We start from the raw sequence: 13,061 nt of genomic DNA, 5'->3' as shown, positions 1-13,061 counted from the left end.
ATGGATGCGGCGACCGAGCTTACAGGGACGTACTTGCAGCGTCCCCTGCGCAATCCACCTGCCCGGCCAGCCCCCATGAATCACCGCGCCCCAGCCACGAGGGGCTGCGCCGTTGGCGGGATACTACGGCCACCAGCCATGCCCGAACCGGGCGTAACGATCCGCCGCCCGCTCGAACGGGTTGCGCGCACTCACGCCCCCACACAGCAAGTAGACCGGCAGGTACAGCGGCCCCAGCACCAGGTACTGGTACACGTGCGCCCGCTCGTGGTCATCCAGCCGGATCAGCGGCTCCACGCCCCACCCCGCCTGGTGCGCATAGGTGCGGCACGACATGCCCAGGTCATGGCCGGTATGCAGGATCACATTGCCCAGCGTGATCGCCCCACCCGGCCCCCAGGGCCAGTGATCGAAGATGAGCGCACAGTCGCGCCCGCTCCAGCGCAGCTTCGCCCCGCCCAACAGGCCGGCCAGCCCAGCGATCACACCGATCAGCGTATTGGGCACGGTCCAGGCCGCGCCCAGCACCTGCAGCGCGCGCAGCCAGAGGGGCCAGGGCCGGGAGGCGGCGTTCAATCGGCCTCGTTCGGGATCAGCAGCCACAGGATCAGATAGATCAGGATGCCGGGGAAAGCCGCCGAGCCGATCGAGATCAACACGAACACGATCCGCACCAGGGTCGGGTTCCAGCCGAAGCGATGGGCGATGCCGCCCATCACGCCGGCGATCATGCGATCGTTCAACGAACGCGACAGCGTGCGTGGCGTGGTGTTCATGGCGGTTCTCCTCGGGAATCAGAAGGCACAGTCGAGCGTGGCTCGACTCTACACCCGGGCCATGTCTACGGCGTGCGTTGGCGAAGCGCCTGCAGGCGGGTGCCGAACCAGGCCGCGGCGGTCTGTTCAGCCTGCCCGGGGCACTGGATGCGGTAAGGCTTGCCGCTCATGCTGCTCTGGCTGGCCGCGCGCTCGATGAACTGCTCGGCGCTGTCCACCTTGTCCTTCTTCAGCAGGTAATCGTACTTGCGCTGCAGGTGCGCACGCGCCTCGGCCGCGTCATGCCAGCTGCCGTTGCGCTGGAACCGGCACTGCGAACCATCCAGGCTGCCGATCAGCTGGGCGATCTCGCGCTGCGCCTTCGGGCCGGGGGCGGCGTGGGCAAGCGGCGTTGCCAGCAGTGCGGCGAGAATCAACGGAATACGGTAGGTCATCATCGTTCCGAGGCAGTCGAGCATGGCTCGACTCTACAGGTGCAGTCGAGCAAGCTCGACTCTACGGGTCACGGGCCTTCAGCCAGCCATCGATCGTTGCCGGCACTTCGCGCTGCGCGCGGCCGGAGACGTAGATCCCGATGTGCCCGCCGCGGAAACTGGATTCGGTGTAATCCGCCGTGCCCAAGCGCCCACGCATGGCCCGCGAGGCATCCGGCGGCACCAGATGATCCTGCTCGGCATAGATGTTCAGGACCGGCAGGGTCACCTGCGACAGATCCACCGCTTCCTCGCCGATCCGCACTGTGCCATTCACCAGCCCGTTGCCCTGGTAGAACTGCTTGATGAAGTCGCGGAATGCCTCGCCCGCCAGGTCCGGCGAATCGAAGATCCACTTCTCCATGCGCAGGAAATCCTCCAGCGCGGCCTTGTCATCGAGGATGTCCAGCAGGCCGACGTACTTCTGCACGTTCAGGCGGAACGGCTTGAGCATCAGGTAACTGGCGTTCATCAGATCGGCCGGGATGTTGCCCAGCGTGTCCACCAGCAGGTCCACGTCCACCTGCCGCGCCCAATGCGAGAGCATGTTGTCGGCGGTATGGAAATCGACCGGGGTAACCATCGTGATCAGGTTGCCCAGTTTGGGCCGGCGCAGCGCGGCATAGCACAGGGCGAACACGCCGCCTTGGCAGATGCCCAGCATGTCCACCGGCCCACCGCTGCATGCACGCAGCGCATCCACCGCGCCATCGATGTAGCGCAGCAGGTAGTCCTCCAGGGTCTGGAAGCGCTCGGAGCGGTCCGGGTAGCCCCAGTCCAGCACGTACACGTCCTGGCCCAGCGCCAGCAGCTTCTGCACCAGCGAACGGTCCGCCTGCAGGTCGACCATGTACGGCCGGTTGACCAGCGCGTAGACGATCAGCAGCGGCGGCTTGCGGCTCGGCGCCTGCTCGCCCACGAAGCGGTACAGCACCACCTTGCCGTCGCGCCAGATTTCCTCGCGGGCAGTGGCGCCATAATCCACGTCCTCCACCTGCGGCAGCAGCTTCAGCCCTTCCATCAGCTTGCGCTGCATGGCCAGGGTTTCCTGCATCAGGTCATCGGCGTTGAAGCCCAGCGGTCCTTTCATCGGTCGTTATTTCCGCGCAGTGGTGCGGCGTGTGGCGGGCTTCGCCGGTGCTTTTTTTGCTGCGGCCTTCCTGGCAGCCGGCTTGGCCACGGCGGACTTCTTCGCCGGCGCGGCCTTCTTCGCCGCCTTGCGCGCGGCCGGCTTCACCTTGGCCGGGGCGGGCTGCGCCACCGGGTCGACCTCGGCGGTACCCGCCAGCATCGCCACCTGCGCCTGCAGGCGGCGCAGGCTGCGCTCCAGCTCGGCGATGCGGCGGTGGGCGGCGTCCATCTCGCTGCGCGTGGGCAGGCCGATGCGTTCGCTCACCTGCTCGACCTCGCGCTGCAGGCCCGCACGCAGGCGCATCTGCGCATTGCCCAGCGAGGCATAGACCTGCTGGAACGCCTCGGACAGGGCAACCTTGGCGTAGGCCTCTTCGGCCACCTCGATCCACAGGTCGAACATTGCCCGTGCGCTGGTCAGCTGGCTGCCCGGCTGTTCGTGCTCGGCCAGGCGCTTCTCGAACAGGTCGAAGGCCTCTTCCAGCGCCTGCTTGATCTGGTCCACGTAGGCACGCGAATGCTGCTGGTATTCCTCCTGCGCACGCAGCAGGGTCTGCCAGCGCGCCTGGTGCTCGCGGCCGGGGCCGAACGCCGGGCTCTGCAGCCACGGGCCCGCCTGCACCTGCCATTGCTGCAGCCAGGCAGCGAACTCGGGCAGCGCGGCACCGGCCTGGGTGCTGCCGCGTGCGCCCTGCAGCATGCCATCGCCCTGCCCCTGCACGGCTTCGCGCCAGGCCTGGGCCACGTCGGCGCTGCTGGCGTCGCGGCCGGCAAAGCGCGCGGCCACTTCCTGCATGGTGCCGTACCAGCTGCCGGCCTGCTCGCGGAAGCGGCGCAGCGCATCTTCCGGGGCACCCTGCCCCTGCTCGGGCAACAGCTGCCCCCACCAGTCGAACAGGCGCTGCCAGCTGCCCGGGTCGTCCCCGGCCGGTGCGCCCGGCGTGGCGGCATGGCGCAGGGCATCGCCCCAGGCGCCGAAGTACTGGCGGGACAGGTTCTCGAAATCGCTGCTGCCGGCGTCGTGGGCCGAGCTGGTCATCGCGGGCCTCCGCTGGGCTGGGTCATGGCTTGGGGATGTGCAGGGTCTTGCTGATCATCAGCGACCCGGACAGGGCGAACAGCAGCACCATCGGGTGCAGCTGCCACGGGCCGAGCTGCCATTGCCCGAACCAGAGGTTGTGGCCGATGGCGTCGGTGCCGGCGGCAATGGCCAGCACGATCACCAGCGCCAGGCTGGTGGGAATGGGCGTGCCCTCGAAATACTTGACCTTGCCCTCGTCGCCGGACAGCGATTCGGCGGTCACGTTGTAACGGGCCAGGCGGCTGACGCCGCAGCAGACGAAGTAGCTCAGCACCAGCCAGTCCCAGCCGCCCTGCATGCCGCAGGCATAGGCCAGCGCCGCCGGGGCCACGCCGAAGGAGATCACGTCCGACAGCGAATCAAGCTCGCGGCCCAGCGTGGAACTGGACTTGCGCCAGCGCGCGATGCGGCCGTCGAGGGCGTCGAAGATGAAGGCCAGCGGGATCAGCGCCATGCCGAACATCAGGTAGCCGCGCTCGCCGTCCTGCAGGAAGCGCATGGCGGCAAACACGGCCCCGGTGCCGCAGAAGGCGTTGGCCAAGGTGAACCAGTCCGCCAGTTGGAACTCACGCAGCATCGAGAAATGACGTTTCATGGGGTCTCACGGAGGATCAAGGCGGACAGGGTACCGCGAGCGCCGCTGCTGGCGACAGCGCGGACCGACGACGACCTTCACCCGCCCGTCACCGCTCATCACCAGCGGTGAATTTTTGGCCACCCATCTTGACAGCCTAGGGGGGTGGCGCCTGTCGGGGCTTATCCACAAAGTTGCCCACGCGTAATCCACACCCCCTGTGGACAACCTGGTCTCAGGGACTGCGACGCTGGCCATTTGCTGATCACCTCGACGAGGGGTTTCCCTACTTCCCAAGTTGCCGACCCGGCGCTATGGTCACCGGCGGACCCGCCGACGCCACGTCCGATTCCTTTTTCATGGACGTTGTCGATGCTGGACGCACGCACCCTGGCCGCGCAGTTGCGGCACCCCCACGGCGAAGCCGCGCTGGCCGTGGGCGAATCGATGAACCGCAGCAATGGCGAGCTCAATCGGGCCGCCATCACCCTGCTGGCGGTGGCGCCGGGCGAACAGGTGCTGGAGATCGGGCCTGGCAATGCCGCCTTTGCGCCGCTGCTGCTGCAGGGCGCTGACAGCCGCTACCTGGGCATTGAACTGTCCGCGGCGATGGTCGATGCCGGCAACCAGCACCTGGCCGGCACCGGCCTGGCCGATCGCGCCGTCCTGCGCCACGGCGATGCCCACGCACTGCCGGTGGCCGATGCGTCGGTGGACGCGGCGCTGGCGGTCAACACGCTGTACTTCTGGCCCAACCTGGCCCCGGTGCTGGACGAACTGGCGCGCGTCGTGCGCCGTGGTGGCCGCCTGTGCCTGGCGTTCGGCGATGCCGCCTTCATGCGCAGCCTGCCGTTCGCCGCCGATTTCCAGCTGCATGAGCTGGATGCCGTGGAGCTGGCCCTGCGGGTAGCCGGCTTCAATGTCTCGGCCTGGCGCAGCCACCGGGAAACGGCGGCGGGCAACGACGGGCAGGCGCGCGACAAGCACTTCCACCTGTTGCTGGCGCACCGGCGCTGAACCACCCCGCCGGGCCGCAACCGGTAGTGCCGGCCGCTGGCCGGCAACATCGGCAGCAACGCTCAGGCAGCCGCCGGCAACCTTCGCCGCCAGCGGCCGAAACACGCCACCTGCATCACCAGCATCGCCAGCAATCCCAGCGGCCAGGCCAGCCACAGCCCCGGCAGACCCTGCGTTGCCTGCAGCCACATCGCCAGCGGAAGCTCGAGCAGCAGTACCGCCGCCATGCCCAGCAAGGCGGGCAACAGCACCGTTCCGCTGCCGCGCATCACCCCCACCAGCACCGCCATCGGCGCCATTGCCAGCACGCCCCACACCACCGTCCGCAGCTGCAGCGTGGCCAGTGCCTGCACCTCGGCTGCATCCAGGATCAGGCCGACCAGCCACGGCGCCAGCAGCACCACAAGCAGTACGACCGCAGTCAGCAGCACCAGCGCCAGCAACACACCGACGCGGGCGATGGACGGCAGCCGTGCCGTGCGCCCGGCCCCCGATGCATGGGCCGCCAGGATGGTGGCGGTGATGCCCAGCGACATCGCCGGCAGCTGCACCCAGCTCATCAACTGGTTGACCGCGCCATAGGCCGCCGTGGCCTGGTAACCGTGCTGGTTGATCCATCCCAGCAGCGCGATTTCCGCCACCGCCAGGCTGAACATCTGCAGCGACGCCGGCACGCCGATCCGCAGGATGCGACGGACGAGCTGCCCATCGAAACGGATCGCCCCCAGCAGCGCGCGGCCCGGCGCCAACGGATGCCGCAGGCGGCGCCAGCACCACAGCAACCAGCCCAGCGCCACGGCGGAGGCGAACACTGCCGACACCGCTGCACTGGCAGCGCCCAGTCGCGGCAGTCCGCCCCAGCCCAGGATCAGCAGCGGCGTGCACAGCAGTCCCAGCACGGTTGCCAGCAGCAGCGCATGCAGCGGTGTCTTTGCATCGCCCACCGCACGGCTGACCGCCGTGGCCAGCCACAGCAGGAAGAACACCGGCGCGCCCAGCAGCAGCACGCGCGCATACACAGTGGCCTCGCCGAGGATGGCCACCGGTGTGCCCAAGGCCGCCATCAGCTCCGGCGCGAACGTGCTGCCCACGCACAGCACCAGCACCGACAGCAGCAGGACCAGGGCGATGGCGCTGCCGGCCACGGCACGTGCCTGCTGCGGCTGACCCGCCCCCCAGGCATTGCCGATCAGCACCATCGCCCCCGTTGCCAGGCCCATCACCAAGGCCAGCAGCAGGAAGAAGACCGGAAAGAAGGCAGCGGCAGCCGCCACCGCCTGCGTTCCCAGCAGGTGCCCCAGGTAGATGTTGTCCAGCGTACCGGCCGCCAGCTGCAGCGCATTGGTCAGCAGCATGGGCACCAGCAGGGCCAGGTAGGTCCTCCACAGCGACGGGGTGGCTGCGGCGATCGGTGGTGCGGCGATGGTCATGGCATTCCTTGGGCAAGGCGCTGCCCTGCCCGGCGTTTCCGCCAGCAAAGCACGCACAGTCAGGGCGGGCTGCGGCCCGCGGTCAGTTGAAGCAGCGGCTCACCGCCGGGATGAAAGGTCAGCTGTTGGTGCGTTCGGCGCCGTCATCGAAGGCCAGGCACAGCGCGTGCCGGCGCACGTCCTCCGGCCACGCCTGCAGCGCCGCGAGGAATCGGTCACGGTCGTGCGCGAACAGCACACGGATGACCTCCTCGAACCCCGGCAGGTCACCTGCGATGGTCTGCAGGAAGTGGTAGGCACGCTCGCTGTCGCGGCGCCGGCGATCCTTGTCTGCGCCCTCGCGGCTGGCCGCCTCGACCAGCCGCCGCAGCACTACCGACGCCCCACCCGGCTGCTCCGCCAGCCACGCCCAATGGCGTGACAACAGAGTCACCTCGCGCGCCACCACGCCCAGCTTGGGCCGACCGCGTCCGCGCGGTGCGGCGGGCAGCGCTTCGGCAGGCGACTCCGGCCCGGCAGCAGGTGCGACCGGAAACGCCATGGCCACGCGCGCCAGCAACTGCGCGTCGCTGCCCCGCGTGTCGAAATCATGGGTACGACCGGTAGCGTTGTCGAACACCTGCAGCGGCCCGGCAGCGTTGTCGGCGCGCAGCTGCTTGAGCGCCAGCGCGGCCATTGCCGGGGTGCCGGAAACGACCAGGCGATGGCCATCAAAACAGCTGAAAGGGGCAAGTTCCTGCGCAGGCATGGCGGTGGCATCCGGGACGATGCGCGAATATTGCCCGGGTAATATTGAAACGTCAATATCATCCGGGTATTAATATCCCGAAGCACGTGCCGACCGGTCGCACCCGGTCGTGCCGGCCGCTGGGCGGCAACATCGCGGCGTCCGTCAGCCGGCCAGTGGCCGGCACTACCCGAACAACCTCAGAGCCGGCTGAACGCCCAGCTCTGCATGCGCCCATCCCGGTACGGCATCACCCCATGGAACGGGCGCGGGTCGGCGTCGAACACCAGCGGCAGGAAGTTGCGGTCGCCCTCCCACATCGGCAGCGTGTCCAGCTTGTCCACGTCCACCCACTCCAGGGTGCCCTCGTGGTTGCCACCGTGCGGGCTGCCTTCGAAGCTGTCGATGACGAAGACGAAGCCGAACCAGTCCTCGCCGTGCTTGCCGAAGCCCGGCCAGCTGATGGTGCCGCGCAGGCGCATGGCCGTGCAGTCGATGCCGGCTTCCTCGGCGATCTCGCGGCGCATGCCGGCCGCCACGTCCTCGGTCGGTTCGACCTTGCCGCCCAGGCCGTTGTACTTGCCCAGGTGGTGGTCACCGGGCCGCGTGTTGCGGTGGATCATCAGCACCTGGCGACGATCGGGCGAGAGCACATAGCCCAGGGTGGCGACGATCGGGGTATACGGCATGGGGCAGCATCCAGCGGCAGGTCAGCCCCGGATTATGGCCGATCAGCGCACCAGCGACAGGCGGCGCTCGGCCGGCAGCGCCGCGCTGCCCTCCGGGTCGCGGCGCAGGGTGGCCACGCCGTGGCCGCGCTCGGCCAGGTATTCCAGCCACTTGCCGAGGAAGGTGTTCATCCGCATGCGGTGGCTGATCAGCTCCGCCGGCGGCGGGTACAGGCCCATCGTGTCCTGCCAGCGGCGGCCCACGTAGCAGTGGGTGGTCTCGGCCTGGCGGGCATCGCGGTACAGGCGCACGTACGCCGAGGGGTCCGGCTCGCCGGTGACCGGGTCGGCCAGGTCGTAGGTCAGGCGCAGCTCCACCGTGTAGCGGTGGCATTCGATCACATCCAGACGCACGTCCAGGCCGTCGCCCACGGAGGAGACGTAGCTGCCGGCGGTCAGTTCGGCCGGGGCGAACAGGCGCACCAGATGCCGGTAGTTTTCCGCATACAGGCCCATCAGCCAGCTGAGCCGGCTCAGGCGGGGGATGCGTTCGGTGCGGGGCGAGGCTTGGGCCATGGGTCGATCCTACACGTTGGCCTTACAACGTGGGGGCTGCACGGGCCCGGCCAAAGGGGGGCGTTCAACCGCCGCCGCGCCGCCGGCGCTCACGCCTGTAGAGCCGAGCCTACGCTCGGCTGGGCCACCGGGGTCTGGCGGAAGAGCAGCCGAGCGTGGGCTCGGCTCTACAGGGAGTGGTTCCGGTCAATACATCTCGCGCTGCAGCCCCAGCGTGCCCAGCACCTTGCTGGAAATCTCCTCGATCGAGGTATGGGTGGTGCTCAGCGTCGGGATCCGCTCCATCTGGAACATCACCTCGGCGGCGGCCACCTCGCGCTTGCAGGTGTCCAGGTTGGCGTAGCGCGAGTTCGGCCGGCGCTCCTGGCGGATCTGCTGCAGGCGGTCCGGGTCGATGGTCAGGCCGAATAGTTTCCGACGATAGTTTCTCAGCCGCGGCGGCAGGCGGTCGCTTTCCAGGTCCTCGTCGGTCAGCGGGTAATTGGCCGCGCGCACCCCGTAATGCAGGGCCAGGTAGATGCAGGTGGGCGTCTTGCCGGCGCGCGACACCGCCACCAGGATCACGTCGGCGTCGTCGTAGTTCACCGCGATGCCGTCATCGTGGGTCAGGGCGAAGTTCATCGCGTTGATGCGGCGGTGGTAGGTCTCGAAGTCCACCATGCCGTGGGCCTGGCCGACCCGGGCCAGGCGCGGGCTGGACAGTTCCCGCTCCAGCGGCTCGATGAACGGGGCGAACACGTCCAGCATCAGGGCCCCGCTTTCGCCCAGGATCAGGCTCAGGCTCTGGTCCACGCAGGAGTTCACCACGATGGGCCGGACCTGGTACCTCTCGCCCGCTGCCTGGATCCGGGCACAGGCTTCCCGGGCTTTTTCGGGGTCGTCGATGAACGACATCCGATCAGTGATGAAGCTGAACCCGGTGAACTGCGTGAGCAGGCTATGCCCAATGGTTTCAGCGGTGATACCGGTTCCATCGGAAACGTAGAACACCGGACGGATGGTCGACATAGGCGGTTTTCACCCCTCTGAAGCTGAAAATGGTTGCAGCACAAGCTTGTGCCGACGGTACTGCGACCGGCATCATATCGGCTTCTTCCTACGGACGCGGCCATTCAGCCCGCCTCGGGCGATGGCCAAACGGAGCATCGCGCTTGAACGAGAACATCCTGTGGTTGCACGAACTGCGTCTGGGCGATCTGGCCCGCGTAGGCGGCAAGAATTCGTCGCTGGGCGAAATGATCGGCAACCTGGCCGGTCTGGGGGTCTCCGTCCCCGGCGGTTACGCCACGACCGCTGAAGCCTTCAAGGACTTCATTGCCCACAACGACCTGTCCAAGCGCATCTTCGACAAGCTGGCCACGCTGGACGTCGAGGACGTCAATGCGCTGACCGTCGCTGGCAAGGAAATCCGCACCTGGGTGATCGATGCCCCGCTGCAGCCGCAGCTGGACCAGGACATCCGCAGCGCCTACGCCACGCTGAGCGCCGACAACGGCGGCGGCGACGTGGCCGTTGCAGTGCGCTCCTCGGCCACCGCCGAAGACCTGCCCGATGCGTCCTTCGCCGGCCAGCAGGAAACCTTCCTCAACGTCACCGGTGCCGACGATGTCGTGCACAAGGTCAAGGAAGTGTTCGCCTCGCTGTACAACGACCGTGCCATCGCCTACCGCGTCCACCACGGCTTCAAGCACGAAGACGTGTTCCTGTCGGCCGGCGTGCAGCTGATGGTGCGTTCGGGCGTCGGCTCCTCCGGCGTGCTGTTCACCCTGGACACCGAGTCCGGCTTCCGTGACGTGGTGTTCGTCACCTCGTCGTTCGGCCTGGGCGAAATGGTCGTGCAGGGCGCGGTCAACCCGGACGAGTACTACGTCTACAAGCCCACCCTGCAGGCCGGCAAGCCGGCGATCCTGCGCCGCTCGCTCGGCAGCAAGGCGATCCGCATGGTGTACTCGGATGTACCGGGTGAGCGCGTCAGGATCGAAGATACCCCGGCCGAACTGCGCAACACCTTCTCGATCAGCGACGAGGATGTGCAGGAACTGTCCAAGCAGGCCCTGGTCATCGAAAAGCACTACGGCCGCCCGATGGACATCGAGTGGGCCAAGGACGGTGTCAGCGGCAAGCTGTTCATCGTGCAGGCGCGCCCGGAAACGGTGAAGTCGCGCAGCCACGCCACCCAGATCGAGCGCTTCGCGCTGACTGAAAAGGGCGGCAACGTGCTGGCCGAAGGTCGTGCCGTCGGCGCCAAGATCGGCTCGGGCACCGCCCGCGTGGTCAAGACGCTGGAAGACATGAACCGCGTGCAGCCGGGCGACGTGCTGATCGCCGACATGACCGACCCCGACTGGGAGCCGGTGATGAAGCGCGCCTCGGCCATCGTCACCAACCGTGGTGGCCGTACCTGCCACGCCGCGATCATCGCGCGCGAGCTGGGCGTGCCGGCCGTGGTCGGTTCGGGCAATGCCACCAAGGTCATCGAAGATGGCCAGCAGGTCACCGTCAGCTGCGCTGAAGGCGATACCGGCTTCATCTACGAAGGCAAGCTCGATTTCGAGCGCACCACCACCGATCTGGGCAACATGCCGCCGGCACCGCTGAAGATCATGATGAACGTGGCCAACCCGGAACGTGCCTTCGACTTCGGCCAGCTGCCGAACGCCGGCATCGGTCTGGCCCGCCTGGAAATGATCATCGCCAGCCACATCGGCATCCACCCGAACGCGCTGCTGGAATACGACCGCCAGGATGCGGCCACCAGGAAGAAGATCGACGAGAAGATCGCCGGTTATGGTGACCCGGTCAGCTTCTACGTGGACCGCCTGGCCGAAGGCATCGCCACCCTCACCGCTTCGGTTGCGCCGAACCCGGTGATCGTGCGCCTGTCGGACTTCAAGTCCAACGAGTACGCCAACCTGGTGGGCGGCAGCAACTACGAGCCGCACGAAGAGAACCCGATGATCGGCTTCCGCGGCGCCAGCCGTTACGTCGATCCGAGCTTCTCGGCCGCCTTCGCGCTGGAATGCAAGGCCGTGCTGCGCGTGCGCAACGAAATGGGCCTGGACAACCTCTGGGTCATGATTCCGTTCGTGCGCACCCTGGAAGAAGGCCGCAAGGTCGTCGAGGTGCTGGAACAGAATGGCCTGAAGCAGGGCGAGAACGGCCTGAAGATCATCATGATGTGCGAAGTGCCGTCCAACGCACTGCTCGCCGATGAGTTCCTGGAGATCTTCGATGGCTTCTCGATCGGCTCCAACGACCTGACCCAGCTGAGCCTGGGCCTGGACCGCGACTCGTCGATCGTCGCGCACCTGTTCGACGAACGGAACCCGGCGGTGAAGAAGCTGCTGTCGATGGCCATCAAGGCCGCCCGCGCCAAGGGCAAGTACGTCGGCATCTGCGGCCAGGGCCCGTCCGACCACCCGGATCTGGCCGAGTGGCTGATGCAGGAAGGCATCGAGTCGCTGTCGTTGAACCCGGATACCGTGGTCGACACCTGGCTGCGCCTGGCCAAGCACAAGGCCAATGGTTGATCCATTGATGGGCTGACGTCGCTTTCATTGGCGTCCGCCCATACTGCAGCTGCATGCGCGCCCCGCCTCTGCGGGGCGTGCCTGTTTCTGGCGTCCGCATACGCCATGACGACTGCTGCAAAGGAGCCCGCATGATTGCTGTCACCGCCCCCGCCACGACCTGGTTCCACTCGCTCGACTGGGAGCGGTTGCTCGAGACTTATGGCTTGCCGTTGCTGGCTGCGGTCGTCGTACTGCTGATTGGCCTGTGGATCGCTCGCCGCATTTCCAACGCCATGCCGCGTGCCACCTCACGCATGGGCGTGGATCCGATGCTGGGCAGTTTCCTGCGCAACGTGGTCTACGCAGCGGCGCTGGTGATCGTGGTGGTGTTGGCGATCGCCACGCTCGGCGTGCCGATCTCGCCGCTGCTGGCTGTACTCGGCACGGCCGGCCTCGCGGTTGGCCTGGCGCTGAAGGATTCGCTGTCCAACATCGCCTCCGGCGTGATGCTGGTGACCCTGCGCCCGTTCCGCGTGGGTGACGTGGTGACCGTGGCCGGGCAGACCGGCACCGTGCGCGAAGTGCGCATCTTCCAGACCGTTCTTACCGGCGCCGACAACCAGCACACCACCCTTCCGAACACGCTGATCACCGCCGCGCCGATCATCAACCTGACCGCAGAACCGACCCGCCGCGTCGAGCTGGTGATCGGCATCGGTTACGAGGACAACATCCAGCTGGCGCGTGAAACCGCCATCGCGCTGATGAAGGCCGACAGCCGCGTGCTGTCTACGCCCGAGCCGGACGTGGTGGTGTACGAACTGGGCGACCACGCCATCAAGCTGGGCATCCGCTGCTACGTGAAATCGGCCGACCAGTTCGGCACCAAGGTCACCCTGCTGGAACAGATCAAGCTGGGTTATGACAAGGCCGGCATCAACCTGCCCTACCCGCAGCAGGACATGCACCTGTACCTGCATGGCAAGGATGGCGGCGTGGTCGAGGCCGAGGCGCTGGTGCGCGACAAACCCTGATCGGCAATGCCGGGGCGGGGGGGGGCGGCCCCCCCCCCCCGCGCGCCCCGGGGGGGGGGGGG

14 protein-coding genes are annotated in these 13,061 nt (G+C 67.5%); 3 read left to right on the top strand and 11 right to left on the bottom strand.

The genetic code is table 11. The features are described 5' to 3' along the window. Positions 1 to 123 precede the first annotated feature (123 nt). The 6 genes from IAE41_RS19885 to IAE41_RS19860 form a co-directional block, all read right to left on the bottom strand. Positions 124 to 576: a hypothetical protein gene (locus tag IAE41_RS19885; protein WP_079222292.1), complete on the bottom strand. Its 453-nt coding sequence runs from the start codon at positions 574 to 576 to the stop codon at positions 124 to 126. Then, a complete protein-coding gene (locus tag IAE41_RS19880) occupies positions 573 to 776 on the bottom strand; it encodes a PspC domain-containing protein (RefSeq protein WP_079222293.1) in 204 nt (67 codons plus the stop codon). Before IAE41_RS19880 ends, IAE41_RS19885 begins: the two co-directional genes overlap by 4 nt. Positions 777 to 841: 65 nt before the next feature. Next, a complete protein-coding gene (locus IAE41_RS19875; protein WP_200734288.1) occupies positions 842 to 1,210 on the bottom strand; it encodes a YfeK family protein in 369 nt (122 codons plus the stop codon). A gap of 61 nt (positions 1,211 to 1,271) precedes the next feature. Continuing rightward, the gene (gene phaC, locus IAE41_RS19870) at positions 1,272 to 2,339 is read right to left on the bottom strand and encodes a class III poly(R)-hydroxyalkanoic acid synthase subunit PhaC (RefSeq protein ID WP_200734287.1); all 1,068 of its coding nucleotides are present in this window, start codon (positions 2,337 to 2,339) and stop codon (positions 1,272 to 1,274) included. A gap of 6 nt (positions 2,340 to 2,345) precedes the next feature. After that, positions 2,346 to 3,419 carry a class III poly(R)-hydroxyalkanoic acid synthase subunit PhaE gene (phaE, locus tag IAE41_RS19865; RefSeq protein WP_200734286.1) on the bottom strand — a complete coding sequence of 358 codons (1,074 nt, stop codon included), beginning with the start codon at positions 3,417 to 3,419 and terminating at the stop codon, positions 2,346 to 2,348. Positions 3,420 to 3,441: 22 nt separating this feature from the next. After that, positions 3,442 to 4,056: a phosphatidylcholine/phosphatidylserine synthase gene (locus IAE41_RS19860; protein ID WP_108746909.1), complete on the bottom strand. Its 615-nt coding sequence runs from the start codon at positions 4,054 to 4,056 to the stop codon at positions 3,442 to 3,444. A 345-nt stretch (positions 4,057 to 4,401) separates the two neighbouring features. On the opposite strand from IAE41_RS19860, the gene IAE41_RS19855 reads away from it, so the two are divergent. Further along, positions 4,402 to 5,052, top strand: coding sequence for a class I SAM-dependent methyltransferase (locus IAE41_RS19855; RefSeq protein WP_200734285.1), 651 nt, complete (start codon positions 4,402 to 4,404; stop codon positions 5,050 to 5,052). Positions 5,053 to 5,114: 62 nt separating this feature from the next. Here IAE41_RS19855 and IAE41_RS19850 read toward each other — a convergent pair whose 3' ends face one another. From IAE41_RS19850 to IAE41_RS19830, 5 genes are all read right to left on the bottom strand, one after another. Beyond that, positions 5,115 to 6,482: an MATE family efflux transporter gene (locus IAE41_RS19850; protein ID WP_200734284.1), complete on the bottom strand. Its 1,368-nt coding sequence runs from the start codon at positions 6,480 to 6,482 to the stop codon at positions 5,115 to 5,117. A gap of 118 nt (positions 6,483 to 6,600) precedes the next feature. Next, complete coding sequence (locus IAE41_RS19845) at positions 6,601 to 7,230, bottom strand: DUF2239 family protein (RefSeq protein WP_200734283.1); 630 nt, start codon at positions 7,228 to 7,230, stop codon at positions 6,601 to 6,603. 179 nt (positions 7,231 to 7,409) lie between these two features. Further along, positions 7,410 to 7,898: an 8-oxo-dGTP diphosphatase gene (locus tag IAE41_RS19840; RefSeq protein WP_108769173.1), complete on the bottom strand. Its 489-nt coding sequence runs from the start codon at positions 7,896 to 7,898 to the stop codon at positions 7,410 to 7,412. A 42-nt stretch (positions 7,899 to 7,940) separates the two neighbouring features. Next, positions 7,941 to 8,453, bottom strand: coding sequence for a DUF1249 domain-containing protein (locus IAE41_RS19835; RefSeq protein WP_079222302.1), 513 nt, complete (start codon positions 8,451 to 8,453; stop codon positions 7,941 to 7,943). Between the two features lie 186 nt (positions 8,454 to 8,639). Then, on the bottom strand, positions 8,640 to 9,461 hold the full coding sequence (locus IAE41_RS19830) for a pyruvate, water dikinase regulatory protein (RefSeq protein WP_079222303.1): 822 nt from the start codon (positions 9,459 to 9,461) through the stop codon (positions 8,640 to 8,642). Between the two features lie 143 nt (positions 9,462 to 9,604). Here IAE41_RS19830 and ppsA point away from each other — a divergent pair, with 143 nt between their 5' ends. Next, a complete protein-coding gene (gene ppsA, locus IAE41_RS19825; protein ID WP_200734282.1) occupies positions 9,605 to 11,983 on the top strand; it encodes a phosphoenolpyruvate synthase in 2,379 nt (792 codons plus the stop codon). Positions 11,984 to 12,114: 131 nt separating this feature from the next. Continuing rightward, on the top strand, positions 12,115 to 12,999 hold the full coding sequence (locus IAE41_RS19820; RefSeq protein WP_200734281.1) for a mechanosensitive ion channel domain-containing protein: 885 nt from the start codon (positions 12,115 to 12,117) through the stop codon (positions 12,997 to 12,999). Positions 13,000 to 13,061 lie beyond the last annotated feature (62 nt).

This window comes from Stenotrophomonas sp. S39 (assembly GCF_016624665.1).
Lineage (GTDB): Bacteria > Pseudomonadota > Gammaproteobacteria > Xanthomonadales > Xanthomonadaceae > Stenotrophomonas.
Note: the sequence above shows the minus strand (reverse complement) of the source record. Positions and strands in the feature narration are given on the sequence as shown.

Bases quoted from the DNA above. Each gene is read 5' to 3' on its own strand.
- IAE41_RS19835 (WP_079222302.1), bottom strand. From the start codon at position 8,453: ATGGCCCAAGCCTCGCCCCGCACCGAACGCATCCCCCGCCTGAGCCGG.
- IAE41_RS19845 (WP_200734283.1), bottom strand. From the start codon at position 7,230: ATGCCTGCGCAGGAACTTGCCCCTTTCAGCTGTTTTGATGGCCATCGC.
- IAE41_RS19830 (WP_079222303.1), bottom strand. From the start codon at position 9,461: ATGTCGACCATCCGTCCGGTGTTCTACGTTTCCGATGGAACCGGTATC.
- IAE41_RS19860 (WP_108746909.1), bottom strand. From the start codon at position 4,056: ATGAAACGTCATTTCTCGATGCTGCGTGAGTTCCAACTGGCGGACTGG.
- phaC (WP_200734287.1), bottom strand. From the start codon at position 2,339: ATGAAAGGACCGCTGGGCTTCAACGCCGATGACCTGATGCAGGAAACC.
- IAE41_RS19850 (WP_200734284.1), bottom strand. From the start codon at position 6,482: ATGACCATCGCCGCACCACCGATCGCCGCAGCCACCCCGTCGCTGTGG.
- IAE41_RS19840 (WP_108769173.1), bottom strand. From the start codon at position 7,898: ATGCCGTATACCCCGATCGTCGCCACCCTGGGCTATGTGCTCTCGCCC.
- IAE41_RS19880 (WP_079222293.1), bottom strand. From the start codon at position 776: ATGAACACCACGCCACGCACGCTGTCGCGTTCGTTGAACGATCGCATG.
- IAE41_RS19875 (WP_200734288.1), bottom strand. From the start codon at position 1,210: ATGACCTACCGTATTCCGTTGATTCTCGCCGCACTGCTGGCAACGCCG.
- phaE (WP_200734286.1), bottom strand. From the start codon at position 3,419: ATGACCAGCTCGGCCCACGACGCCGGCAGCAGCGATTTCGAGAACCTG.
- IAE41_RS19820 (WP_200734281.1), top strand. From the start codon at position 12,115: ATGATTGCTGTCACCGCCCCCGCCACGACCTGGTTCCACTCGCTCGAC.